The 24,081-nt window shown below is 74.4% G+C and carries 22 protein-coding genes; 16 read left to right on the forward strand and 6 right to left on the reverse strand.

From position 1 onward, the window contains the following. Nucleotides 1–118 precede the first annotated feature (118 nt). The 4 genes from RIU97_RS24010 to RIU97_RS24025 all read right to left on the reverse strand — a co-directional run bounded on the left by RIU97_RS24010 (nt 119) and on the right by RIU97_RS24025 (nt 2,501). Nucleotides 119–1,126: a chaplin gene (locus RIU97_RS24010; protein ID WP_404959646.1), complete on the reverse strand. Its 1,008-nt coding sequence runs from the start codon at nt 1,124–1,126 to the stop codon at nt 119–121. Between the two features lie 119 nt (nt 1,127–1,245). After that, nucleotides 1,246–1,479, reverse strand: coding sequence for a chaplin (locus RIU97_RS24015; protein ID WP_351288079.1), 234 nt, complete (start codon nt 1,477–1,479; stop codon nt 1,246–1,248). A 238-nt stretch (nt 1,480–1,717) separates the two neighbouring features. After that, a complete protein-coding gene (locus tag RIU97_RS24020; RefSeq protein WP_404959647.1) occupies nt 1,718–2,128 on the reverse strand; it encodes a rodlin in 411 nt (136 codons plus the stop codon). A 118-nt stretch (nt 2,129–2,246) separates the two neighbouring features. Next, nucleotides 2,247–2,501 carry a chaplin gene (locus RIU97_RS24025; protein WP_404959648.1) on the reverse strand — a complete coding sequence of 85 codons (255 nt, stop codon included), beginning with the start codon at nt 2,499–2,501 and terminating at the stop codon, nt 2,247–2,249. Between the two features lie 174 nt (nt 2,502–2,675). Here RIU97_RS24025 and RIU97_RS24030 point away from each other — a divergent pair, with 174 nt between their 5' ends. From RIU97_RS24030 to RIU97_RS24070, 9 genes are all read left to right on the forward strand, one after another. Continuing rightward, entirely contained in the window at nt 2,676–3,764 is a 1,089-nt protein-coding gene (locus RIU97_RS24030; protein WP_404959649.1) for a DUF3344 domain-containing protein, read from the forward strand. Between the two features lie 19 nt (nt 3,765–3,783). Next, nucleotides 3,784–4,983: a glycosyltransferase gene (locus RIU97_RS24035; RefSeq protein WP_404959650.1), complete on the forward strand. Its 1,200-nt coding sequence runs from the start codon at nt 3,784–3,786 to the stop codon at nt 4,981–4,983. Then, a complete protein-coding gene (locus tag RIU97_RS24040) occupies nt 4,980–6,518 on the forward strand; it encodes an exopolysaccharide biosynthesis polyprenyl glycosylphosphotransferase (protein ID WP_404959651.1) in 1,539 nt (512 codons plus the stop codon). The genes RIU97_RS24035 and RIU97_RS24040 overlap by 4 nt, the downstream gene beginning before the upstream one ends. Then, complete coding sequence (locus RIU97_RS24045; RefSeq protein ID WP_404959652.1) at nt 6,518–7,906, forward strand: O-antigen ligase family protein; 1,389 nt, start codon at nt 6,518–6,520, stop codon at nt 7,904–7,906. Before RIU97_RS24040 ends, RIU97_RS24045 begins: the two co-directional genes overlap by 1 nt. Nucleotides 7,907–8,409: 503 nt before the next feature. Beyond that, nucleotides 8,410–10,329: a lipid II flippase MurJ gene (locus RIU97_RS24050; RefSeq protein WP_404959653.1), complete on the forward strand. Its 1,920-nt coding sequence runs from the start codon at nt 8,410–8,412 to the stop codon at nt 10,327–10,329. After that, the gene (locus tag RIU97_RS24055) at nt 10,319–11,095 is read left to right on the forward strand and encodes a polysaccharide deacetylase family protein (protein WP_404959654.1); all 777 of its coding nucleotides are present in this window, start codon (nt 10,319–10,321) and stop codon (nt 11,093–11,095) included. Before RIU97_RS24050 ends, RIU97_RS24055 begins: the two co-directional genes overlap by 11 nt. Then, nucleotides 11,092–12,480, forward strand: a complete 1,389-nt coding sequence (locus RIU97_RS24060; protein ID WP_404959655.1) for a glycosyltransferase — start codon at nt 11,092–11,094, stop codon at nt 12,478–12,480. The genes RIU97_RS24055 and RIU97_RS24060 overlap by 4 nt, the downstream gene beginning before the upstream one ends. 47 nt (nt 12,481–12,527) lie before the next feature. Further along, nucleotides 12,528–13,406, forward strand: a complete 879-nt coding sequence (locus RIU97_RS24065) for a lipopolysaccharide biosynthesis protein (protein ID WP_404959656.1) — start codon at nt 12,528–12,530, stop codon at nt 13,404–13,406. Continuing rightward, nucleotides 13,403–14,545, forward strand: a complete 1,143-nt coding sequence (locus RIU97_RS24070; RefSeq protein ID WP_404959657.1) for a GNAT family N-acetyltransferase — start codon at nt 13,403–13,405, stop codon at nt 14,543–14,545. Before RIU97_RS24065 ends, RIU97_RS24070 begins: the two co-directional genes overlap by 4 nt. A 5-nt stretch (nt 14,546–14,550) precedes the next feature. On the opposite strand, the gene RIU97_RS24075 is transcribed toward RIU97_RS24070, so the two are convergent. Further along, nucleotides 14,551–16,365 carry a glycosyl hydrolase gene (locus RIU97_RS24075; protein WP_404959658.1) on the reverse strand — a complete coding sequence of 605 codons (1,815 nt, stop codon included), beginning with the start codon at nt 16,363–16,365 and terminating at the stop codon, nt 14,551–14,553. 294 nt (nt 16,366–16,659) lie between these two features. On the opposite strand from RIU97_RS24075, the gene RIU97_RS24080 reads away from it, so the two are divergent. The 5 genes from RIU97_RS24080 to RIU97_RS24100 all read left to right on the forward strand — a co-directional run bounded on the left by RIU97_RS24080 (nt 16,660) and on the right by RIU97_RS24100 (nt 22,098). Further along, nucleotides 16,660–18,069 (forward strand): ATP-grasp domain-containing protein, encoded by a 1,410-nt coding sequence (locus RIU97_RS24080; RefSeq protein ID WP_404959659.1) that lies wholly within the window; start codon nt 16,660–16,662, stop codon nt 18,067–18,069. Nucleotides 18,070–18,136: 67 nt separating this feature from the next. Beyond that, nucleotides 18,137–19,438 carry an NAD(P)-binding domain-containing protein gene (locus tag RIU97_RS24085; RefSeq protein WP_404962916.1) on the forward strand — a complete coding sequence of 434 codons (1,302 nt, stop codon included), beginning with the start codon at nt 18,137–18,139 and terminating at the stop codon, nt 19,436–19,438. A 24-nt stretch (nt 19,439–19,462) separates the two neighbouring features. Beyond that, a complete protein-coding gene (locus RIU97_RS24090; RefSeq protein WP_404959660.1) occupies nt 19,463–19,759 on the forward strand; it encodes a hypothetical protein in 297 nt (98 codons plus the stop codon). A 12-nt stretch (nt 19,760–19,771) separates the two neighbouring features. Beyond that, nucleotides 19,772–21,859 (forward strand): SpoIIE family protein phosphatase, encoded by a 2,088-nt coding sequence (locus tag RIU97_RS24095; protein WP_404959661.1) that lies wholly within the window; start codon nt 19,772–19,774, stop codon nt 21,857–21,859. A gap of 71 nt (nt 21,860–21,930) precedes the next feature. Continuing rightward, nucleotides 21,931–22,098, forward strand: a complete 168-nt coding sequence (locus tag RIU97_RS24100; RefSeq protein ID WP_404959662.1) for a hypothetical protein — start codon at nt 21,931–21,933, stop codon at nt 22,096–22,098. 173 nt (nt 22,099–22,271) lie between these two features. On the opposite strand, the gene RIU97_RS24105 is transcribed toward RIU97_RS24100, so the two are convergent. Further along, nucleotides 22,272–22,895: a DUF6299 family protein gene (locus RIU97_RS24105; RefSeq protein WP_404959663.1), complete on the reverse strand. Its 624-nt coding sequence runs from the start codon at nt 22,893–22,895 to the stop codon at nt 22,272–22,274. A 16-nt stretch (nt 22,896–22,911) separates the two neighbouring features. Between RIU97_RS24105 and RIU97_RS24110 the strand changes: the two genes are divergently transcribed. Further along, nucleotides 22,912–23,511 carry a DUF4352 domain-containing protein gene (locus RIU97_RS24110; RefSeq protein WP_404959664.1) on the forward strand — a complete coding sequence of 200 codons (600 nt, stop codon included), beginning with the start codon at nt 22,912–22,914 and terminating at the stop codon, nt 23,509–23,511. 57 nt (nt 23,512–23,568) lie between these two features. Then, the gene (locus tag RIU97_RS24115) at nt 23,569–24,063 is read left to right on the forward strand and encodes a DUF5949 family protein (protein ID WP_319731091.1); all 495 of its coding nucleotides are present in this window, start codon (nt 23,569–23,571) and stop codon (nt 24,061–24,063) included. Nucleotides 24,064–24,081: the final 18 nt, after the last annotated feature.

Here is a 24,081-nt window from a genome sequence, read left to right on the forward strand (position 1 = left end):
TTCCCCGACGCTGCGGAAACGCGAACGAGTGCGCGGTGAAGAACGCGGTCATGCAGCGGCCGGAGAATCCGACGAGGATTCTCCGGCCGATATTTCTTCTGATTACCGTTATTGCCCGTCAGGCGATACGGGAGCGCCGGTACAGAATGGCGCCGCCCAGGATGAGAGCCGTGGCGAGGGCCGCCGCGGCCGCGGGCTGACCCGCGCCGGTCTCCGCCAGCACGGGCGCGGTCACGTGCGCCGGAGCGGGAACCGGAGCCTGCGCCGGTCCCGGGGCGGGAGCCGGAGCCGGGGCGGCCGGGGGCTGGTCCGCGGGCGGCACGACCTCGGGTGCCGGCGCCGGGACGGGCGCAGGGTGCTCCACGGGCTGGCGCCCGTGCGGCGGCCGGGGCGCGGGACCCTCGTCCACGACGGGCGCCGGGGCCGGAAGCGTGTGCGGCGGCTCCTCGGCCGGTGCCGGGAAGGGCTCCGGGGCGGGCAGCGGTGCGGGCTGCTCCTCCACGGGCTCCGGCATCGGGTGCGGCTCGTCGGGCGCGGGCGCGGGCGCGTGGTGCTCGGGCGGAGGCGGCGCGGACCCGGGGTGGTCGTCGCACTCCTCGTCCTTGCCCTCCTCCCCGCCCTGCTCCTCGCCGTAGCCTCCCTCGTGGCGCGGCTCCTCGTGGCGCGGCTTCGCGTGCCGGGGACCGCCGGGGCGGGGCCCGTCGTTCCGGGACGCCTCGTGCCGCGGTGCCTCGTGGGGCCGCGACTCCTGGCGCTGTTCCGGTACCGCGTGCCGGCCCGGGCGCTCTTCGAGGTAGCGCTCGAAGGCCTCGGCGTTCTCGGGGCTGAGGTAGCGCCCGTAGTCGTAGCCGTCGTCGGTGTGCGAGCCGGTGGAGGTGGCGCAGGTGTTCCCCATCGCAGGGTTGAGCGCCGCACCGCCGTCCACGCTGTTGCCGCACACGTTCGGCGCGAAGGTGATGGGTACCGAGACGCTGTTGCCGGCCAGCACACCCGGCGAATGCGAGACCTCGGCCGTCGCCCCGGAGTGCGCGTACGCCGCGCCGGTCGCGATCGACAGCAGGCTCGACGCGGCCGCCGCCGTGAGCATCCCCTTGCCCAGTACCTGTCGGCTCAGTACCTGTCGCATGGGTCCTTCCCTGTCTACCGGCGCTGCGGCCGGTGCTGAATCGAAGGTGGCCTCGGAGTGCACCGCCGTGCACTCCGAGGCCACCCCGAGGAGGTTTGCCCTTGCGGGCAGGCGCTTCGTCAGGCGTTGACGCAGACGTTGCCGAACGAGGGGTTCAGCAGCGCGATGATGTTCACGGTGTTGCCGCAGACGTTGACCGGGACGTGCACGGGAACCTGGAGCAGGTTGCCGGACAGGACGCCGGGGGAACCCACGGCCTTGCCTGCTGCGTCCGCGTCGGCCATGGCGGGGGAGGCTGCACCGACTGCCATCAGGGCGCCGGCGGCCAGCACCACTGCCTTCTTGTACGTCATTTTGATTTCGATCCTTCCCGCAGGGGCGTATCCACTGCAGAATTAACAACGAGCGGCCCGGGGAAAAGAAACCGCACATTTTCGGCGGGTGCCCGGCAATTCACTCCGATGCCCGGCTTGAATTCGGGGCGCCCGGGCGGTTTTTTGTCGTGAATTTCCCGGACGGTACGGCCCGGCTCCACACGCGGCGAGGCCGCCGCGACCCGAAGGTGCGACGGCCTCGCTGGCACGGCTCGGGTCAGCTGCCCTGGGACACGTTGCCGGACAGGACCGGGATGTTGTCCAGGATGTGCGAGAGGGCCTCATCGCCCTTGGCCTGGGTGGAGTTCTCGGTGCACTGCTGGTTCTGCGGGTTCGACAGGATCGGGACGTCCTGGACGCCGACGTTGACCAGGGCCAGGACGGACTGCACGTTGGCCTTCGCGGGGAGGGCGATGCAGGGCTTGTTGAAGGAGCCCTGGATCAGCGCCATCTGCGGGCTCATGTTGCCGTAGGTGGCCTGGTTGCCGTAGATCTGCGCGGCGTTGTTCCCGTTGACGCTGGTGACGCCGCCGTCGTTGCCGATGGCCATCGCCTGGGGAGCCATGGCGGCACCGATGCCCACGACCGAGGCGGCAACCGCGGCCGAGGCCATCATCTTCTTGATCATTGTGGTCCCTTTTTTGCAGGATTGCCCGGTAGCGGAGCAACCGGATCAACGGCTCGGCCCCGGCTCGGGTTGCGTGCATTCACCCGGATGCAGCCGTTTCGGCCGACGCGGTTGACGGTCAGGCGTTCACGCAGGTGTTGCCGAACGAGGGGTTCAGCAGGGCGATCACGTTCACGGTGTTGCCGCAGACGTTCACCGGGACGTCGACGGGGACCTGGAGCAGGTTGCCGCTCAGGACGCCGGGGGACCCGGCGGTGACGCCGTTGGCCGTGGCTCCGTCCCCGCCGTGCGCGGAGGCGAGGCCCGCGCCGCCCAGCAGCACGGCGGCGCCCGCGACGGCGATGGTGGTGCCGCGTGCCAGCTTCTTCTTCATCTCCGCATTTCCTTTCGGTTCGAACAATGGTGCACCGCATAACGACCCGCCCGTTCCGAGGGTGCGTCCGATCGCCCAAAAGGCCGTACGAGCGAGTCCGGCGTGATTTCCCGCCCGATTTCTGCCAAAGTTCACTCCTGTTTTGTCCCCTTGATCGAAAATGGAGACAGGGTCATGGGTTCCTCCCGCAGAATCCTCGGCACGTTCGGTCTGCTGTCCTGCCTGACCCTTTCCGTGAACGCCCCGGCGGCGTGGGCGGCGCCCGCTCCCAAGGAGCTGCCGCGGGTGCCGTTCACCCAGCGTTACCAGGCCGTGCAACACGGCGGGCTGGTACGGGCCTCCAACTCCGGCATCAGCTGCCGCAAGGAGGAGTCCCCGCAGGCCGAGCCGTGCGCCGAGGTCAAGCGCGGCGCGGCCGGCGTCAACAGCGACTTCGAGATGTTCTACAGCGAGGTCGACAAGGATCCGGACACCTACAACTCCACCCGCGCCGAGCTCAAGGTCCCCCAGGGCGCGAAGGTCTCGTACGCCCGTCTCTACTGGGGCGGGAACCTGCGGGTGGGCGAGCAGAAGCCGCCGGAGGACAACGGCCGGGTGCTGGTCGCCGAGCCCAGCGGCGAGTACAAGGAGGTCCTCGCCGACACGGTGATGGGCCACCGCACGGACGCGGGCAGCGATGCCTACCAGGCCTCCGCCGACGTGACCCCGCTGGTCCGCAAGGGCGGCGCCGGCATGTGGACGGTGGCCCAGCTCAACATCGCCATGGGCCACTCCGAGGTGGGGGCCTGGGGCGGCTGGACGCTGGTCGTCGCCTACGAGCACCCGCAGGAGCCGGTCCGCCGGATCTCGCTGTGGGACGGCTTCGAGGGGATCGCCGCCCGGGCGGGCGACGGAACGGTCCAGATCGAGGGTCTGGACGCGCCGGCCGGGTCCGCGGGCCGGGTCGGGGTGGTCGCGTACGACGGCGACCGGGGCACTCTGGGAGATTCACTCACCGTGACGGCCGACAGCGGGCGCCGGGTGAGCCTCAGCGACGCAGAAAATCCTTTTAATGATGTGATGAATTCCACGATCACGGAATTCGGCGACCGACCGTTCGTGCGACAGCCCGAACATGTGAACAATCTCGGATATGACGCGGACGTGTTCGACCTGAGTCCCGCACTGTCCGGTGGAGCCCGCAGTCTGAACTTCAGGTTCACGGGTGAAAGTCAGGGTCATTTCCTCGGTGTGCTCTTCGTTCAGACAGACGCGCGCCGCTGAACGTAGGAGACCACTCCACGTGCCCACACAACCTCGGGCGGCACAGCCCACGACCGTCCTCCATCTCGTACAGCCCGTCGACGGAGGCGTGGCCAGGGTCGTCACCGACCTCGTCCGCGCACAGACCGCCGACGGTCTCCGCACCGTCGTCGGCTGCCCGCCCGGCGGCACCCTCGGCGACGCCGCCCGCGCCGCCGGGGCCGAAGTCCTCACCTGGCGGGCCGGGCGGGCCCCCGGGCCCGGGCTGCCCGCCGAGCTGATCGGCGCCCGGCGGCTGCTCCGCCAGGTGCGCCCCGACCTGCTGCACGCCCACAGCGCCAAGGCCGGACTCGCCGGGCGGCTCGCCGCGCGCGGCGCCGTGCCCACCGTCTTCCAGCCCCACGCCTGGTCCTTCGACGCGGTCGGCGGGGCCACCGCCGCGCTCGCCCTGCGCTGGGAGCGGTACGGGGCCCGCTGGGCCGACCGGGTGCTCTGTGTCAGCGAGGCCGAACGCCGCGCGGGCGAGACCGAGGGCATCACCGCCCGGTGGTCGGTGATCCGCAACGGCGTGGACCTGGACCACTTCCGCCCCGGCGGGCCGGACCCAGGACAGGACAGGGCCCGGGCACGCGCCGAACTGCCGCTGCCCGCCGCCTTCCGGGGCGGCCTGGCAGACGGGGGTCTGCTCGCCGTCTGCGTCGGCCGGATCTGCCTCCAGAAGGGGCAGGACATCCTGCTGCGGGCCTGGCCCGAGCTGCTGGGCACCGTCCCGGGAGCCAGCCTCGCCCTCGTCGGCGACGGCCCCGACACCGAACGGCTGCGCCACACGGCCCCGCACGGGGTGCACTTCGCGGGCGCCGCCGCCGACATCCGACCGTGGCTTCGGGCCGCCGATCTCGTTGTACTGCCGTCGCGGTGGGAAGGCATGGCGCTCGCCCCGCTCGAAGCCATGGCCTGCGGTCGCCCGGTCCTGGTCTCCGACGTCAGCGGCGCCCGGGAGAGCCTGCCGCCCGGCCAGGGACGCCTGTGCCTGGTGCCGCCGGAGGACCCGACGGCGCTGGCCAAGGCCCTGGGACGGCTGCTCGCCGAGCCGCGGCTCCTCGCCGAACTGGGGGAGCAAGCACGGCAGCACGCACGGACCGACTTCGACGTGCGGCGGACCACGGAAGCGGTCACCGGCCTATACCACGAACTGCTGGGCAGGCCCCGGCCCTTGAACCAGGAGCGCATCAGCCGATGACGATGGACAGCGCACCCGCCCGGCACACCGGGCAGGGCGGCACGGGGCCCGCCGGCGGCAGCGCCTTCGCGCCCGCGCCACACGCGGCGGCCCGCCGTTCCGCGACCGCCATCCACCCCCCGCGCGGGCCCAGGACGGACCAGGCCAGGTCCGCCGTACGCCCGCAGCGGGTCCGTCGCCGCGGCCGGGTACTGCCGCTGCTCACCGCCGACACGCTGGCCGCCGTACTCACCGCGACGACCCTGCCCGGACCGGCACTGCCGGCCCCCGTGGCGGTGCCGGTCGTCGCCGCCCTCCCCCTGCTGCTCGCCGCGCTGCACGCGCAGGCCGGGCTGTACCGGCCGCGGCTCGCCCCCTCCGCGCTCCTCGAACTGCCCGCGCTGGCCGGACGGTCCGCCGTCCTGTGGTGCGGGGCGGCCGCCGTACTGGCCGCCGTCGACCCGGTGCGGGCCCTGGGCTGGACCGCCCTCTTCACCGCCGTCTGCCTGCAGGTCGTCCTGGTCTGCGCGGGACGCGGCCTCGTCAACCAGCTCCAGCGCCGCGCGGCCGTACGCCGGCCCGTCTCCGCCCTCGTCGTCGGACCCGGCGCCGGGGCGAGCGCGGTGGCCGCGGCCCTGCACGGCCGCCCCGAGTTCGGGCTGCGCCCCGTCGGGATCGCCGACACCGCGGTGGCCACCGAGGGCGACGGCGGCCCCCTGCCGCTGCTCGCCACCCACGAGGACATCCGGCGCGCGGTCATCCAGAACTCCGTCGGGCACGCGGTGTTCACCCGCCCCCCGGAGGCCGACGAGCGCACCGCCGCCCTCGTCCGGCTCTTCCACGACCACGGCTGCCGGCTGTGGCTCGCCGACCCGGCCGGCACCGCCAAGGTCACCGGGATGCGCCTCGCGCACCCCGCCGACCAGCTGTGGGGGTACGCCGTGCAGCCGCTGCTGCCGCGCCCGGCCCGGCCGCTGGAGCGCTGGGCCAAGCGGGGCATCGACTCCGTGCTCGCCCTGGTCGCGCTGATCGCCGCCGCGCCCGTGATGGGTCTGTGCGCGCTGGCCGTACGGCTCTGGGACGGGCCGGGGGTGATCTTCCGGCAGGAGCGGGTCGGCCTGTACGGGCGCCCCTTCACCCTGCTGAAGTTCCGTACCCTGCGCGCCGACGCGCACGAGGCCGCCACCCGCTGGACGGTGGCGGGCGACCGCGGGATGAGCCCGGTCGGCTCCTTCCTGCGCAAGTCCTCGCTCGACGAGCTGCCGCAGCTGTGGAACGTCGTACGCGGTGACATGGCCCTGGTCGGCCCGCGCCCCGAACGGCCCTTCTTCGTCGCCAAGTTCTCCACCGTCCACCCCGGCTACGAGGCCCGCCACCGGATGCCCGTCGGCATCACCGGCCTCGCCCAGATCAACGGTCTGCGCGGGGACACCTCCATCGAGGACCGGGCCCGCTTCGACAACCACTACATCGACACCTGGTCGCTGTGGCAGGACCTGTGGATCCTCGCCCGCACCGCGGCCTCCTTCTTCCGCTTCCGGCTGGGGGGCAGCTGATGAGCCTCGTCGTCACCGGTCCCTGGGCCCGGCCCGACCTGCCGGGACTGCTGCGCCGGCACTGGCCGTTGCTGCCACTGGCCGCGACCGTGCTGTTCCTGCTCGCCCCGCTCCCGGCGGGGGACGCGACCGCCTCCGGGAAGGTCGGCCCGGCCGACGCCGCCTCGCTGCTGCTGGCGTTCGTCTGCGCGGTGCAGGCGCTGCGCGGCCGGGTGCGGACGCTGACCCCGCTGGGCGTGCTCGTGCTCGGCACGCCGGCCGTGGGCCTCGCGATCGCGACGATGACCGCGGGGGATCCATACGCGGCCCTGCCCGGGTTCGTGCGCTACCTCCAGGTCTTCGTGCTCGTCCCGGCGGCCGTGGTGCTGCTGGTGCGCGACGCCGCGGAGTTCCGGCTGGCCGCCGGGTGCTTCGTGGTCCTCGCGCTGGTGCAGGGCGCGGTGGGGGTCGTGCAGTACGTGACCCACACCGGGGCCTCCTACCAGGGCCAGGACGTCCGGGCCGTGGGCACCTTCGGCCCCGGTGACGTCATGGGCATGGCCACCGTGGTGGCGTACGGGCTGGTCGTGGCGACCGCGGCCGCGCTGGCGCCGGGGCTGCCGCGGCGGGTCCGGCGGATCGCCGGGGGCGTGGCGCTGGCGCTGGTGCTGCCGCTGGTGCTGTCGTTCAGCCGGGGCGTGTGGATCGCCACCGCCGGCGCGGCGGTGCTGGTGATGGTGCTGGCCGGGATCCGGCGGGCGCTGAAGGTGCTCCTCGCGCTCACCGCGGCGGGTGTGGTCCTGGTGGGCGGGCTCGGCGTCGGCTCCGACATGGTCGCCGAGCGGCTGACCTCCATCACCCAGGTCTCCAGCGCCCCCGACCAGTCGGTGACCGACCGCTACACGATGTGGGCCGCGGCCGGGTCGATGTGGCGCGAGCGGCCGGCGGTGGGGGTGGGCCTGAAGGGCTTCCCCGCCCACCGCGACGGCCACTCCTCGCTGGGGCTCTCCTCCGGCAGTGACACCGCGGGCGCGGGGCAGGCGTACCTCCGCCAGCCGCTGCTCTCCCCGCACAACATGTACCTGCTGATCCTGAGCGAGCAGGGCCTGATCGGGCTGATCGCGCTGGCGGGCGGCTGGGCGGCGCTGCTGGTCGCGGGGCTCCGGAGGCTCGCCGCCGGCGAGGGGATCCGGGACTGCGGGCTGATCGCGACGGGGCTGTTCGTGTGGCAGCTGACCGACTTCCTCTACGCCGACATCGGGGGGCCGTCCACCGTGCTGACCGGAGTGATCATCGGCCTGGCGGCCTGGTGGGCGCTGCCCTCCCAGGGCGCCTCGGGTCCACTGCGCGGGGCCGCCGGCGGTGCGGGTGCACGGGGTAGGGCCCCCGGGGTTGCGGCTCGCCGGTGACGGACACCACGCCCTGGCGGCCCGCCTCCGGCCCCCCGGCCGGGGCGGGCCACGCCCGTGTCCCGTCCGCCCCCGGCACACCCCGCCCGGCCGCTGCCCGCGGGCACGCCGCCGGCGCCCTCCCGGGCCGGAACGGCCCTGCGGCGGGGTCCGGTCCGGCCGGAGCCCCCGCGGCCCAGGGCGGCCCCGGCACGCCCGGATCTGGCCGGGGCCCGGTCCTTCCCGGTGCGGCCCCTGGACAGGATCCGGGTGCGCCCGGCTCGGCGGACCCCGGGTTCGTCACCGGCGCCCTGCCCGCGCGGAACGGCTCCGCGGCGGGGACCCGTTCGACGGGAGCCCCCGCGTCGTCGGATCCGGGCTTCGCCGCCCGCGCCGTGCCGGGGCGCAGCGTCGCCGCAGGGGCGTCCCGTTCGGCCGGAGCCCCCGCGGCGCCGGGTGCGCGTGCGCGGGGTCCGGTGGATCCCGGGTTCGTCGCCGGGGCCGTGCCCGGCGGTGAGCCGGCCGTGCGGCAGCCCGTGTTCGGCTCCGCCGGCTATCCGGGCGGCGCCTCGGGAAGGCGCAGCGTACGGGTGGCGGCGCGAGCCACGGGCGCCCCGACCGACGTGCCCGAAGCCCCGGCGCAGGCGGGCGGCCGGCCCGGCCGTGTCCGTCGCGCGGGCGAGCCCTCCGTAGCCGCCACACCCAGTGGGGCCCAGGCGGCACCCGTCGGGGGCCGGTTCGGCAGGGCCCGCGGCGCGGGCGGGCCTTCCGCGCCCGGCACCCCCGGCGGGAGGTGCACGGGCGGGTCCGCCGAGCTCCCCGATCCCGCCACCCCCGGCGGGAGTCCGCCGCTCGGCCGGTTCCTGGCGAAGGCCGCCGCCGTCACCGCCGGGCTGACCGCCGCCGGGGCGGTGTTCGGGCTGGTGCGCGACCAGACCATCGCGCACCTCTTCGGGGCCGGGCACGACAGCGACGCCTTCCTGATCGCCTGGACCGTGCCCGAGATGGCCTCGACGCTCCTCATCGAGGACGCCATGGCGCTGCTGATGGTGCCCGCCTTCAGCCACGCCCTGGCCCGGCGGGCCGCCAGCCGGGCCGGCCTCACCCGCCAGGAGGCCCGCGCGCAGGACCCCGTACGGCTGCTCGTGGGGGCGACCCTGCCCCGGCTGGCCGTGTTCGTGGCCGCCGTCGCCTCCGTGCTCATCGTGGCCGCGCCGGCGGTCGTCGCCGTGCTCGCGCCCGGCCTGCCCGACCCCGCACTGGCCGTCCAGTGCACCCGGATGACGGCCCTGACCGTCATCTCCTTCGGCATCGCCGGGTACTTCAGCGCCGCGCTGCGGGCCCACCGCTCCTTCGTGCCGCCCGCCGCGATCTACGTCTCGTACAACGTCGGGATCATCGGCACCATGGTCGCCCTGCACGCCCTGTGGGGCGTGCGGGCGGCCGCCGCGGGGGTGGCCGTCGGCGGACTGCTGATGGTCCTCGTCCAGCTGCCCGCCTTCATCCGCAACGTGGGCTTCGGCCCGCCCCGCGCCAAGAGGGCCCCGCGCAGCCAGCGCGACCGCGACCGCCCCACCCTCATCGCCTTCGGGGTCATCGCCCCCGTGATCTTCTTCGCCGTCTTCCGGCAGTCGCAGGTGCTCGTCGAGCGGTTCCTGGCCGCCTCGCTCCCGCCCGGGGCGATCTCGCACCTCAACTACGCGCAGAAGGTCGCGCAGATGCCGATGGTGCTCTCCCTGATGATCTGCACCGTCACCTTCCCCGTCGTCGCCCAGGCCATGGCCGGCGGGGAGCTGGAGAAGGCCCGGCGCCGGGTGGAGCAGGACCTCGCACTGGCGTCGCTCGCCGTCCTCATGGGCACCGCCCTCGTCATCGGCTACGCGCCCCAGATCATCCAGGTCCTCTTCGAGCGCGGCGCCTTCACCCACCAGGACACCCTCGCCACCGCCTCCGTCATGCGGGTCTACGGATTCGGACTGCTCGGCCACTGCCTCGTCGGGGCACTGTCCCGGCCCTTCTTCTCGACCGCCCGGCCCACCTGGTTCCCGGCGTTCGCGATGGGTGCCGGACTGCTCGTCAACATCGTGGCCGGAGCCTTCGCCGTCGGCTGGTGGGGAACCTACGGGATCGCCGCCGCCAACGCCGCCGGCATCTCCACCACCGCCGCCCTGCTGCTCACCGGACTCGGCTCGCGGATCATCGCCATCCAGGTCCGCCGGGTCGCCGTCAGCATCGGACGGCTCGCCGTGGCCGCCGTCGCCGCCTGCGTCACCGGCTGGATCGCCGCGCCCATGATCCCCGACCCGATGCTCAGCGCAGCCCTCGGCTGCCTGCTGGTCCCGGCCATGTTCGGAGCCACCGGCATGGCCATACGCGCCCTCGAAGTCACCGCCCTGCCCGGTCAGATCTCCCAGTTCACGCAGAGGTTCCGCAATGTCCGCTGACACCGACACGGCCCCCGCCGCCGCGCTGGTCCCCACCCGCCGGACCGCTTCGCCATGGGTCCTGATGTACCACTCGGTCGCCGAGTTCACCGACCCCGCCGAGGACCCGTACGGCATCACCGTGACCCCGCAGGTCCTGGAGGCCCAGCTGGTGTGGCTGCGCTCCCGCGGCCTGCGCGGGGTCTCGGTCGGCGAACTGCTCCGGGCCCGCGCGGCCGGCCACGGCGCCGGGCTGGTCGGGCTGACCTTCGACGACGGCTACACCGACTTCCTGACCCACGCGCTGCCGCTGCTGCGCCGCTACGACTGCACCTCCACCCTCTTCGTCCTGCCCGGGCGCCTCGGCGTGGACAACGTGTGGGACCCGCTGGGGCCGCGCAAGTCCCTGCTCACCGCCGAGGGCATCCGCGAGGTCGCCGACGCGGGACAGGAGATCGGCTCGCACGGGCTGCTCCACCAGGACCTCACCGCGGCCGCCGACGACGTCCTCCAGCAGGAGCTCCGGGGCAGCCGCGACCTGCTGCGCGAGCTGACCGGAGCCCTGCCCGAGGGGTTCTGCTACCCGTACGGGCACCTCGACGCCCGGGTCGTCGACGCCACCCGCGCCGCCGGCTACGGCTACGGCTGCGCCATCGCCCCCGGGCGGCTCACCGGCCCGCACGCCCTGCCGCGCACCCACGTCAGCCAGGCCGACGGCGGCGCCCGGCTGCGCATCAAGCAGCTGCGCCACCAGGCGCGGGAGCTGCGCCGGGCGGTGTACCGGTGAAGGCGCTGCACATCATCACCGGCCTCGGCGTCGGTGGCGCCGAGCAGCAGCTGCGGCTGCTGCTGCGGCACATGCCGATGCAGTGCGACGTGCTGACGCTGACCAACCCCGGGCCGGTGGCCGAGGGGCTGCGCGCCGACGGGGTCCGGGTCGTGCACCTGGGGATGCGCGGCAACCGGGACCTGGGGGCGCTGCCGCGGCTGGTGCGGTTCATCCGGCGCGGCCAGTACGACCTCGTGCACACCCACCTGTACCGGGCCTGCGTGTACGGGCGCCTCGCGGCCCGGCTCGCGGGCGCCGGGGCGACCGTGGCCACCGAACACTCCCTCGGCGAGGGCGAGATCGAGGGCCGGCCGCTGTCCGGCGGGGTACGGGCGCTGTACCTGGCCAGCGAACGCCTCGGCGCGGCGACGGTGGCCGTGTCCGACACCGTCGCCGCCCGGCTGGAGGGGTGGGGGGTGCCGGCCGCGCGGGTGCACGTCGTACCCAACGGGATCGAGGCCGTCCGCTTCCGCTTCGACGAGGGCGTCCGGCGGGCCACGCGGGCACGGACCGGCCTGCCCGAACGCGCCTTCGTCGTCGGCGGGGTCGGGCGGCTGGTCCCGGGCAAGCGGTTCGACGTCCTGGTCCGGGCCGTGGCCGCACTGCCCGGGGCGCACCTGCTGCTGGCCGGGGACGGGCCGGAGCGGGCGGGGCTGCGCCGGCTGGCCGCCGAGCTCGGCGCGCAGAGCCGGATCCACCTGCTCGGGGAGCGGGACCCGCTGGGCGACAGCGCGGACGGCCGCACCCCCGGCATCCCGGCGCTGCTGGCCGCCATGGACGTCTTCGTCTCCCCGTCGCGGGAGGAGGCCTTCGGGCTCGCGGTCGTGGAGGCGCTGGCCGCCGGACTCCCCGTCCTGCACGTGACCTGCCCGGCCATCGACGACCTGCCTGCCGCCCAGGCCCCCGGAGCCCGCCGCATCGGCACCGGCACGGAGGAACTGGTCGCGGCGCTGCGCGGGCACATGGAGGCGGGAGCGCGCCGGCTGCCCCCGCCGCCGGTGGTCCGCCGCTACGACATCGCCCGCAGCGCGCGGCAGCTGCTGGACGTGTACGACCTCGCCCTCTCGGCCGCGCCGGGCACCGCCCGGTTCGCCCGGGACCCGGGCGCTCCGGGCGCTCCGGACCCGTCGGACCCGGCCGCGTCCGGCCCGGACGCCTCGGTCCCGGACCCGTCGGACCCGGCCGCGTCCGGCCCGGACGCCTCGGTCCCGGACCCGTCGGTCCGGGGCGCGGCCGTGTCCGAGCGGGTGCCCGGCGCCGGAGCCGCCACCGCCACCGTCGTCGGTGCCCGGCGCAAGCCGGTCGGACCCGGTCCGGCGGAGAGCCCGACCGGAACCGGCTGATCCGTCCCCTCCCCGAACCACCCTCCACCCAGGAAGCGAGCACGCTCATGGCCGATACCGCCGACCAGAAGAAGTCCGACAAGAAGTCCGAGCAGAGGCCCGAGCCGAGGTCCGAGCGGACGTCCGAGCAGAAGTCCGAGCAGAAGCCCGAGCGGAAGTCTCAGAGGAGGTCCGCCGAGAAGAAGCCGGACCACCGCTCCGAGAAGAAGTCCCGGCGGCGGCTGCCGGCGGCGCCCGCGTGGTGGCCGCTGCCCGTGTGCGCCGTGCTGGGGCTGGCCGCGGGTGGGGCGTACGGGGTGCTCAAGGCCCCCGAGTACGCCGCCACCAGCTACGTCGTCGCCGTGCCCGACGAAACCACCGAGCCGGCCACCGCCCTCGGCTTCGCGCAGGCGTACGCCCGGATCGCCACCAGCAGTTCCACCCTCGCCTACGCCCAGCCCCGCGCCGGCATCACCGCCCGGCAGCTGCGGACCCAGGTACGGGCCGAGACCTCTCCCGAGTCCCCGATGATCGCCATCACGGGCACCTCGAAGAGCCCGTCCGAGGCCGCCGACGTCGCGAACGCGGTGGCCGACGCCCTCTCGCTGAGCAGCAATCAGGCCGCCAAGAACACCGGGGTCCAGCTGCTCCTCTTCAACCAGGCCGTGGCCCCGGCCGAGCCCGCCTCCCCGTCCGCCGCCATCAGCGGCGCCGTCGGGATGTGCGCCGGCGGGCTGCTCGGCGGACTGTGGCTGCTCGCCCGGCCCGGCCGTGCGCGGCGCCCCGAGGAGCACGCGGACGGGCCCGTGGCCCAGGTCCATGCCCCGGTCCAGGCCGTGGCCGCGTCCCCGGCCGAGCCCGCGGTGACGTCCCCGGTCGAGGAGTACGCCTCGCTCCCCGCCCAGGGTGAGCCCGCCTCGGCCAAGGAGAAGGAGTCCGTGCGATGAGTTCGGGCTCCGCCGGGGCCCTGTCGGTGACGCTGTGCCGCGACCCCCGGCAGTTCGCCGCGCTGGAGGAGCCGTGGAACCGGCTCTTCCGCGGCTGTCCCACCGCCACCCCCTTCCAGAGCCACGCCTGGCTGCACTCCTGGTGGCTGTCGTACGGGAAGGACGGCCGGCTCCGGATCGTCCTCGTCCGGCGCGGCGAGGAACTGGTCGGCGCGGCCGCGCTGATGCTCGTACACCGGCCGATGCCGCTGCTGGTGCCGCTCGGCGGCCCCATCACCGACTACTCCGACGTGCTCGTGGCCGCCGAGTACGCCGACCAGGTCGTCCCGGCGCTGGCCCGCGGGCTGCACCGGGCCGCCCGCGGGGCCGTCGTCGACCTGCGGGAGGTGCGTCCCGGGGCCGCGGCCGAGGAGCTGTACCGGCAGTGGCCCGGGGTCTCCAGCAAGCTCACCGACTCCACCTGCATGGAGCTGCCCACGCTGCCGTTCGACGAACTGGTCAAACGGATGCCGGCGTCGGGCGCCCAGCGGGTGCGGGCCAAGCTGCGCAAGACCGACGCGGCCGGGATCGAGGAGCACGAGGTCACCGAGCAGGAAGTGCCGCGCGCCGTACGGAGCCTGCTGCGGCTCCACGAGAAGCAGTGGCGCGGCCGCGGGGTGACCCCCGAGCACCTGAGGCCCCGCTTCGCCGAGCACCTGACCCGGGCCACCCGGCGGATGGTGCGGGCGGGGGAGGGCCGTCTGACGGAGTTCCGGCTGGACGGGAAGGTGGTGGCGGCCAACGTCACGCTGCTGTCGGCCGGACTCAGCGGCGGCTACCTCTACGGGGCCGACCCGGACCTGCGGACGCGGAAGGTGGACGTGGCGACGCTGCTGCTGCGCTACGAGGCCGGGCGGGCGCTCGCCGAGGGCCGGCCGGTGGTGAGCTTCCTGCGCGGCAACGAGCCGTACAAGAACCACTGGCGGCCCGAGGCGGTCGTGAACCAGCGGTTCCTGCTGGCCACGACCGCGCTCGCGCCCCTGCTGCGGCTGCACGAGTCGCAGGTGACGGGGCGCGAGCGGGCGGTGGGCGCGCTGCGGGAGGCGTTGCCGGCCGCCAGGGACTGGCGGGCGCGGCTCAACGAACTGCGGGTGCGATGACCCGTCTAGAAGGGCCAGAAGCCGAAGTCCTTGCCCCAGTCGATCTTCACGCAGACCGACTGCTTGCCGACCAGCTTGGAGAGCCACTCACCGAAGTTGAGCGGCACGCACCACTGCGAGCTGTTGAGCGGCGGCTGCGGCAGGGGCTGCGGCGGCGTGGGCTCGGGCTTCGGCACGGCCGGCGAGGGCGCCACGGGCGAGGCCGGGGGCGTGGGCGACTGGACCGGGACCTCGGGGCTCGGGGCCACGGGCGAGGGCTCGGGCAGCTCGGGCGTCGGGAGCCCGGGCGAAGGCTCGGGCACTTCGGGAGCGGGGACCTCCGGCGTCGGGACGAGCGGGCTGGGAGTGACGGGCGCCGGGACTTCGGGGCTCGGGGTGACGGGTGCCGGAGTGACCGGTGCCGGGACTTCGGGGCTCGGGGTGACGGGTGCCGGAGTGACCGGTGCCGGGACTTCGGGGCTCGGGGTGACGGGTGCCGGAGTGACCGGTGCCGGGACTTCGGGGCTCGGGGTGACGGGTGCCGGAGTGACCGGTGCCGGGACCTCCGGGCTCGGGGTGACCGGCGTGGGGACGAGCGGGCTCGGGGTCGGTCGCGGGACCTCGGGGCTCGGCGTCACGGGGCTCGGTGCCACGGGCGAGGGCTTGGGGACCTCGGGCGTGGGGATCCCGGGCGTCGGAATCCCCGGGGTGGGGACCGAGGGCGTGGGGATCTGCGGGGTCGGGATCTGCGGGGTCGGGAACGCCGGCGTGGGCACGACCGGCGTGGGCACCACGGGGGTCGGGACCACCGGGGTCGGGACCACGGGTGTGGGCACCACCGGGGTCGGGATCACCGGGCCGGGCCGCTCGGGCATCAGCGCGTCGCGGAAGGCCCTCGCGGACTCCGGGTTCTGCTTGCACTGCCACACGCCGTGCGGGCAGTAGTCGGTGATGGTGTGGTAGAGCGGCTTGTGCTGCTCGATCCACTTCAGCATGCGCCGTACGTACTCCGGGTTGTCCCCGCGCCGGAACAGCCCCCACTCCGGGTACGAGATCGCCTTGCCGTGTGCCTTCGCGAAGTCGACGTGCCGCTGGAGCCCGTACGGCTGGGTGATCTGGTCGTCGAAGGTCCTGCCGGGGGCCTGGTCGTACGAATCCATTCCGATGATGTCGACCACGTCGTCGCCGGGGTAGCACTTCGTCCAGCCGATCGCGTCCGTACCCCTGTTCGGAGCGAAGTCGAACTTGAACTCCTGCCCGGGCACCGAGCGCATCGTGGTGACGATGCGCTTCCAGTACGCCTTCCAGTTCTCCGGGTCCGGCGCGCAGCGGTGGGTGTAGGTGGCGCCGTTCATCTCCCAGCCGAGCACGATGACCGTGTCCGGGACGCCCAGCGACACCAGCCGCTTGGCGAGCCTCTTGAAGTGCCGGTCGTACTGCCCCTCGGCGCCCGCCCTGATCAGCTGGGCCACCTCGTAGTCGGGCACGCGGTCCTCGTTCCTTTCCTGCATGGGCACGTTGAGGACGAACATCCGGTCGTCCTCGGCCTGGCGCCATTCGGCCCAGTCCGCCAGGAAGGAGACCCTGCCCTCGATGCCGGCCCACTGGTCACCGGGGAGATAGGTGTGTCCGACCCGGATCTCCTTGCCGCCCAGCCAGTCCGACAGGTGCGGGATCCGGGCCACTCCGGGCGGCCCGTAGTCGAGATAGGCGCCCATGGCGATGTCCGGGCCCTCGGACCGGTCCTCGCCGGGGGCCGCGAGCGCGGCCCCGGTGGCGAGCAGTCCGGCCGTGACCGTACCGATGCAGGTGCTCGCCAGTCGGCGGCGTGGTCTGGGCATGGCGTCTCCCGAGCTTTCCTGAATCGGTGTGCTTACCAAAGACGTTAGGCATCAGATCTGACGAATGGCCTGTTCGGTGACTGCCGCGTAGGCCATTAGCAGGTGCACACCACCCCCGCTTGGTCCGACTAGGTGAAAGACACCGTTGCCATGCACGCGTATCTCAACCATGTGCCCGCCGTTGTGCTCAGACTCGATCGGAATCCGTTCCACCACGGAACCCTCGGCGCCGTCAGATCCCTTGGCCGCAAGGGCGTGGAGGTCCATGCCGTCGTCGAGGCCGGGGGAGGTCCCATGGGGCGTTCGCGGTATCTGCGCGCCGTGCACGCGGGGCCGGCCGGCGGGTTGGACCCGGAGGCGCCCGAGGCGCTGCTGGAGTGCCTGACCGGGGTGTCGGAGCGGATCGGCCGTCAGGCCGTGCTCATCGCCATGGACGACCTGAGCGCCATCGCCGTGTCCCGGGTCGCGCCGATGCTCCGAGACCGGTTCCGGATCCCCCATCAGCCCGACAACCTGCCCGCGCGGGTGGCCGACAAGGCCGAGCTGTCGCGGCTCTGTTCGCGCTGGGACGTCCCGCACCCGGAGACCGTGATCCCGGCGAGCGGGGCGGAGGCGGCCGAGGCGGCCTGGCGGCTCGGCCTGCCGGTGGTCGCCAAGTGGAGCCGGCCCTGGCTGCTGCCCACCGGGGCCGACGGGCTGCGGAGCACCACGCTGGTGCACACCGCCGCCGAGGCGCGCCGGCTGTACGAACGCTCCGCCGAGGCCGGCAGCCGGCTGCTCCTCCAGCGGTTCCTGCCGGCCGGTCCGGACACCGACTGGTTCTTCCACGGCGCCTTCACCCGGGGCGGTCTTCCGCTCCTCGCGGGATCGGGGCGCAAGGAACTGTCCTGGCCGGTGCGGACGGGGCTGACGGCGGTGGGGCGCTGGCTGCCGGACCCGGCGGTCGAGGAGGCGGCGCTGCGGCTCGCCGAACGGCTGGGCTACCAGGGGATCCTGGACCTGGACTTCCGCCGGGACGAGGAGGGGTGCTTCCGGCTGGTGGACTTCAATCCCCGTCCGGGCGCGCAGTTCAGGCTGTTCACGGACGCGGCCGGACTCGACGTGGTCCAGGCGATGTACCTGGATCTGACGGGCCAACGGGTGCCGCAGCCCTCGGGCGGTCCGGGCCGGGTGTTCGTCGCCGAGAACTACGCGCTGCTGGCGGCGGTCCGGGGCGGCTCGCTGCCGCGCCGCCGCGGGGCGGACCGGACGGCGGTCCGGACGGCTGACCGGACCGTGGGCTCCGCGGGTCCGGCGGCGGCCGACCGGGCGGACGGCGCCGCGGACATGGACCCGCCGGTGGTCGCCGGTCAGCCGTCCGGCCCGGGCCGGACGGCGGCGGGGCCGGCCCCGAAGAGGGGCGGGGGTGTGGAGACGGCCTGGTTCGCCGCCGACGACCTGCGGCCGTTCCTGGCGATGCTCGGCGCCTTCCTGGGGCGCGGTGCGGGCAAGGGGGTGCGGGTCCTGCGCGGGGTCCCGGCGCAGGGCCGCCGCACGGCGCGCGCGGTCGTCCGTACGCCCCGCCAGCGCGGCGGGGAGCAGTCGGCGGCCGCGCCGGCCACCGGGCCCGCCACCACACCTGTCGCCGGGGCCGCCGGCGCGCCCGCCTCCCGCCCCGTACCGCCGGAGGCGTCGGCCGAGCCGGACGAGCTGGTGACGCGTTGACCACGGCCGGCGCGGCCGACCGGGCCGGGCCGGTGACCATCGAGCTGGAGGAGCGGCCGTGACGCGGATCGACGATCTCGTGGTGATCGGCGCGGGCCCGTACGGGTTGTCCATCGCCGCCCACGCGGCGGGCGCGGGGCTCGGCGTACGGCTGCTGGGGCGGCCCATGGCCTCGTGGCGCGACCACATGCCCGACGGCATGTACCTGAAGTCGGAGCCCTGGTCCTCCAACCTGTCCGCGCCGGACGGGCGGCACACCCTGGCCGAGTACTGCGCCACGCGCGGACTGGCCGCGGAACACGGCACTCCGCTGCCGATCGACACGTTCAGTGCGTACGGGATGTGGTTCGCGCGGCAGGCCGCGCCGGAGGTGGAGGAGGTGACCGTCACGGAGGTGACCCCGCAGGGCGACGGCTTCCGCGTCCGCACCGCCGAGGGACCGCCCCTGCTCGCCCGCACGGTCGCCCTCGCGGTCGGGGTGATGCCCTTCGTCCACCAGCCCGAGGGGCTGGGCGGGCTCCCGCCCGCCCACTACTCGCACAGCAGCGGCCACCGCGACCTGACCCGCTTCGCCGGCCGCGAGGTCGCCGTGCTCGGGGCCGGGCAGGCGGCCCTGGAGACCGCCGCCCTGCTGGCCGAGCAGGGCGCCCGGCCGTGCCTGGTCGCCCGCCGCTCCCGGCTGAACTGGAACACCGTCCCGCAGCCCCTGGACCGGCCCGCGCTGCGCGCCCTGCGCGATCCCCACAGCGGCCTCGGCACCGGCTGGCGCAGCTGGGTGTGGTCGGAGCTGCCGTGGGCGGTGCACAGGCTGCCCGCGTCCACCCGGGAGCGGATCGCGGCCACCGCGCTGGGCCCGGCCGGCGCCTGGTGGCTGCGGGACCGCTTCGAGCGGCGCGTTCCCGTCATGCTCGGGCACCGGCTGCAGCGGGCGGTCGCGGCGGGCGAGCGGACCCGGCTGGGGCTGACGACCCGGGCGGGGGAATCCGTGGTCCTGGACGTCGCGCACGTCATCGCGGCCACCGGCTTCGTCCCGGACCTGGCCCGGCTGGAGCTGCTCGACGCGGGTCTGCGCGCGGGGCTGGAGACCGTGGGGGGCAGCAGGGCGCCGGAGCTGAGTCCCAGCTTCGAGTCCTCGTGGCCCGGACTGTTCTTCGCGGGGCTGCTGGCGGCTCCCTCATTCGGCCCTTCCATGCGATTCGTGCACGGTGCGGGCTTCACGGCGGGGAGACTGGTGAGAGGAGTCCGCAAGCGCCTCGGTGCCCGGGGCCCGCGGCCGGGCTCCACCGGTGTCGCCCGGTTCGACCGGGCTGCTTCCCCCGGACCTTCTCCGGGGGTACCCCCAGGGCATCCGACGACGTATCTGCGGTGAGATCCGCGGTGAGAGGGGTCCGTGATGAGCGCGGAGCGAGCACAGGGCCGCGGCTGGGTGCGCATTCCCGCCAGCCGCGCGGAACAGCCCGCCACGACGGCGAGGTCCGGCGGCTTCGAACGTGCCCCGTACGCGAGCCCGTACGGGGGTCCGTACGCGGGCCCGTACGGGGGCCCGTACGCGACGGCACCGTCCGCCGACCAGCCCTCGATCTACCTCTCGGTCGTCAAGCGCTGGCGGGAGGCCGGGCGCACCCTTCCGGGGCATCCTGACGAGGAGTGGGAGCGGCTGATCTCGCAGCCGTGCTGGCCGGGCCGTTAGGTGGTGTCGAAGGTGGCAGCGGCGGAGCGCGAGGGACCCGAGCCGGTCCGGCGTCCCCCCGTGACCGCGCCCGGCGAGCGGCTCGCGCTGAACGGCATGGGCAGCTTCGAGTGGGACCTGGGCGCCGGGACGGTGGTGCTGGACGACGCCGCGATGTCCGTCTTCGACCTGGGGGCGGAGGAGTTCGACGGCACCCCGGAGGGGGTCGGGCTGCGCATCCGGCCGGAGGACGGGGACCGGCTGACCGAGACCATCGCGGGGGTCCTGGAGAGCGGCGGGGACACGTACGGCGCGTACTTCACGGTGCAGCGGCGCGACGGCCTCGACCAGTGGACGCACACCTCGGGCCGGGTCCTGCGGGACGGCGAGGGGCAGCCGCAGCGCATCGTGGGGATCGTCCGCGACGCGACGGCGGAGCTGGCCCACGCGACGCTGCTGCGCAAGCTGGAGGCGGCGCGCGCCCAGCAGACGACGATCGTGCAGCGGACCACGGAGGCCCTGTCGCGGGCGGTGACGGTGGACGACGTCACGGCCGCGCTGACCGGGGCGGGCGCGCTGGAGCGGCTCGGTGCGGACGGGCTGGCCCTGGGGCTGGTCGAGGGCGGCACCATCAAGATCATCGCGCTGAGCGGGGAGTCGCTGGAGATCCTCGGCGAGCGGCGGTTCACCCGGCTGGACGGTTCGCTGCCGCTGTCGCACGCGGTGCTCACCCGGCAGGCACGTTTCGTCACCTCGCTCGCCGAGCTCGGCGGCGAGTTCCCGCTCCTGGCGGACTACCTGAACCGGATCCGGTTCGACGCGGCCGCCTACCTGCCGCTGATCGCGCAGGCCAAGGCGATCGGCGGGCTGGTCCTCTTCTACCGGCGGCGCAGCGAGTTCAGCCCGGAGGAGCGGAACCTGTGCCTGGGCCTGGCCGGCATCGTGGCCCAGTCCCTGCAGCGGGCTCTCCTCTTCGACCAGGAGCGGGAGTTCGCGACGGGCCTGCAGGCCGCCATGCTGCCGCGCCGGATCCCGGAGATCACCGGCGGCGAGATCGCGGTCCGCTACCACGCCGCCTGGAGCGGGCGGGAGGTCGGCGGGGACTGGTACGACGTGATCGCGCTGCCCCGGGACCGCGTCGGCATCGTGGTGGGCGACGTACAGGGCCACGACACGCACGCGGCGGCCATCATGGGCCAGCTGCGGATCGCGCTGCGGGCGTACGCGGGGGAGGGCCATCCGCCGTCCACCGTGCTGGCCCGGGCCTCGCGCTTCCTCGCCGAACTGGACACCGAGCGCTTCGCCACCTGTATGTACGCGCAGGTGGACCTGGAGACCGGAGGCGTACGGGCGGTCCGCGCGGGCCACCTCGGCCCGCTGATCCGGCACACGGACGGGCGTACGGGCTGGCCCAACGTGCGCGGCGGCCTTCCGCTGGGGCTGGCCTCGGTCTTCGAGCAGGAGGAGTTCCCCGAGACCCGGCTCGACCTGGTCCCCGGGGAGACGCTCGTGCTGTGCACGGACGGCCTGGTGGAGGAGCCGGGCACCACCATCACCCAGGGCATGGCGGCCCTGGCGCAGGCGGTGCGCAGTGGCCCGCAAGCGCCCGAGGCGCTCGCCGACCACCTCTCGGACCGGCTCTGGGAGCGCTGGGGCTCCGGCGACGACGTGGCCCTGCTGGTGCTGCGCCGGGCCCCCGACCCGGGCACCCACCGGGCGCCCCGCATCCACCAGTACGTCCACCAGGCCGACCCGGAAGGCCTCTCGGAGGCCCGCTACGCCCTGCGCCAGGCGCTGCGCGACTGGGGCATGCCGGATCTGGCCGACGACGTGGAGCTGGCGGCCGGGGAGCTGCTGGTCAACGCCCTCCTGCACACCGACGGCGGGGCGGTGCTGACCATGGAGGTGCTGCCCGAGCCCGTCCGGCGGATCAGGCTGTGGGTCAAGGACCGCTCCAGCGTGTGGCCGCGCCGGCGGACGCCGGGCGAGGCGGCCACCACGGGGCGCGGGCTGCTGCTGGTGGACGCGCTGGCCACGCACTGGGGAGTGGAGTCCCGGGGCGACGGCAAGGCGGTGTGGTGCGAGTTCACCGTCGGCGGCAATCCCCGGAGCGCCGGGTGACCGGACGGTCACCCCGGGTTGTGGGGCGCCGGGGGCGGGGTGATGATGCGGTCCATGGAACGGATCGTGTTGTGCGCGGGCTGAGCAAGGCCGCCGTGACGGGAGCCCTGGCCCTGGTCCTGCTGGCGGCCGGGGCGCCGACCGTCGTGGACTGGACGACGGGGCGTCCGCACGCGGACGCCGAATGCCGGTCGGTGGCCTTCATGTCGATGACGGACGTCGTACCCGAGTGCCGCTGACGCCCGTCGGGGTGCGGGTGCGCCGCCGGGTGCGGCCATGGGGCGGGTGTGGGGCGGGTGTGGGGCGGGTGTGGCGGTGTGCCGTGTCTGCCGGGCGGGCGGGCCCCGAGCGCCCGGTCCCGGTAGCGGCGGCTACCGGAGGGGACGGGCGCTTGCCACGGGCCCGCTGCCGCTCAGTGCCCGGCGTGGACCTCGACGTCCTGCGTGTCCTGGGCGACCGTGGCGACCGACCGCGGCATCAGACCCGAGAGGCGGATCTCCTGGAGCTCCGCGGTGACCTTCGCGCGGCCCGCGTGCAGGCGCTCGCCGAGGGCCAGCGAGCCGACCGGCAGGCCCTCGACGCGGGCCGGGGTGTGCGCCACCCACCTGCGCTCGGTGCCGTCGCAGACGGGCTGCTCCGCGTTGATGCTCAGCGTGCTGCCGTCCTGCTCGACGGTCGCCTTGATCTGCATCGCCCCTGAGGGTGACGCCTGCTCGCAGTGGTACGTGCCGGAAAGGATGACGCCGCCGTCCCCTTCGATGTGAGCGTCATGATGTACGGAAATACCTTGGTTGAAAACGGTGGCCCCGGCCGGGACGGTGAATACCGTGGTGGCGGCCAGTGCGGAGAGAGCTGCCAGTGCCATTCGGCGGCCGGACATGCGCATTCTTTCCTCCAGATGGATCCGTGTGGCGGGAATCCGCCGGAACGCATTGTGCTGGCAGTTGGCCGCAACCGGTCGCACGCACTCCGCGGGCGCACTCGTGTCGGTGAGTGCAATTGCCCGCTCGGGGGCGTGAGACTGACCGAAATACATCCCGAAGGGATCGCGAATGCGTCAGTCCGCCGCCCGCCGCCACACCCCCGTCCTCGCCGCCGCCCTCCTCCCGTTCCTCCTCTTCGGTGCCACGGCCTGCCAGAGCGCCCCCGAGGGAGCCGCGCTCGCCCCGGCCGTTGCGCCCGCCGTTCCGGTGGACGACGGGGCGCCGGGCGCGGAGGCACCCGTACGGACCGCCATGAAGCTCGCCCATGTGGGTGACTCCGTACGGGTGGACGGCGCGCAGGTCGGCCGGCACCTCCAGGCCGTGCTGGCCTCGTACGTGGACCCCGCGATCAGCGTCGAGAAGAACTACGCCCCGCCCGCCGGCAAGCGCTGGGTGGCCGCCCAGATGTCCTTCGTCAACGTGGGCGGGACCTCGTACGGGGCCCTCGGACGCATGTGGGCGCACGACAGCGAGGGGCGGCGCCACCCGGTGGTGTCCACCGGTGAGCTGACCACCGGCAAACCGCTCCTCTTCGATTCCCTGGAGGTGGGTGAGCGGGCCGAAGGATGGGTGGTGTTCGAAATCCCGGAAAACACGCGCATTGTGCGCCTCCAGTACCAGGACGCGAACATGCGGGCGAATTCCGGAGAGGGATTCTGGGCGGTCTAGCCCGCCCGGGTGAAAGGCCGTGAAAGGGCCGGGGGCGGGACCACTAGGGTGCGGCGCATGACTTCTACTCAAGCCGAAATCGACCGGTCCCAGCTCGGCACCCTTTCCGTGCTCGCCTGGATCGGCGACCCCTCCGAGGCGCACGACATCCCGTACCTCCTCGCCTACACCCTCGGCGACGGTCCGAAGGGCCGGGAGGCCGGCGAGGCGGCGGCCCGCGGGCTGCTGGAGGAGATCGGCCTGCCCATCGGCGACGTCGTCATGGACGGTACGCGCAACCCGGCGGCCTTTCCGGTGCAGATCCTGCTGGAGGGCAACCAGATCGCGCTCACCCTGCCCGGGATGAACGCGCAGTGCACCGCCCCCGACGAGTGGGTCGCCGCGGCGGACGAGAGCGGGCAGGCCTACTTCCTGTTCGCCACGCGCGCCTGGCCCGAGGCGGTCCCCGGGCAGCCGGTCGACGCGAAGACCCTGCAGGAGTTCGCGGGCGACGAGTCCGTGCTCACGGGCAGCGCCCACTGCGTCCTCGCCGTGCGGCGCCTGCAGAAGTAGCCGCACGCCGGGTGCCGC

This window comes from Streptomyces sp. 147326 (assembly GCF_045000215.1).
In the GTDB taxonomy this organism is placed as follows: Bacteria; Actinomycetota; Actinomycetes; order Streptomycetales; family Streptomycetaceae; genus Streptomyces.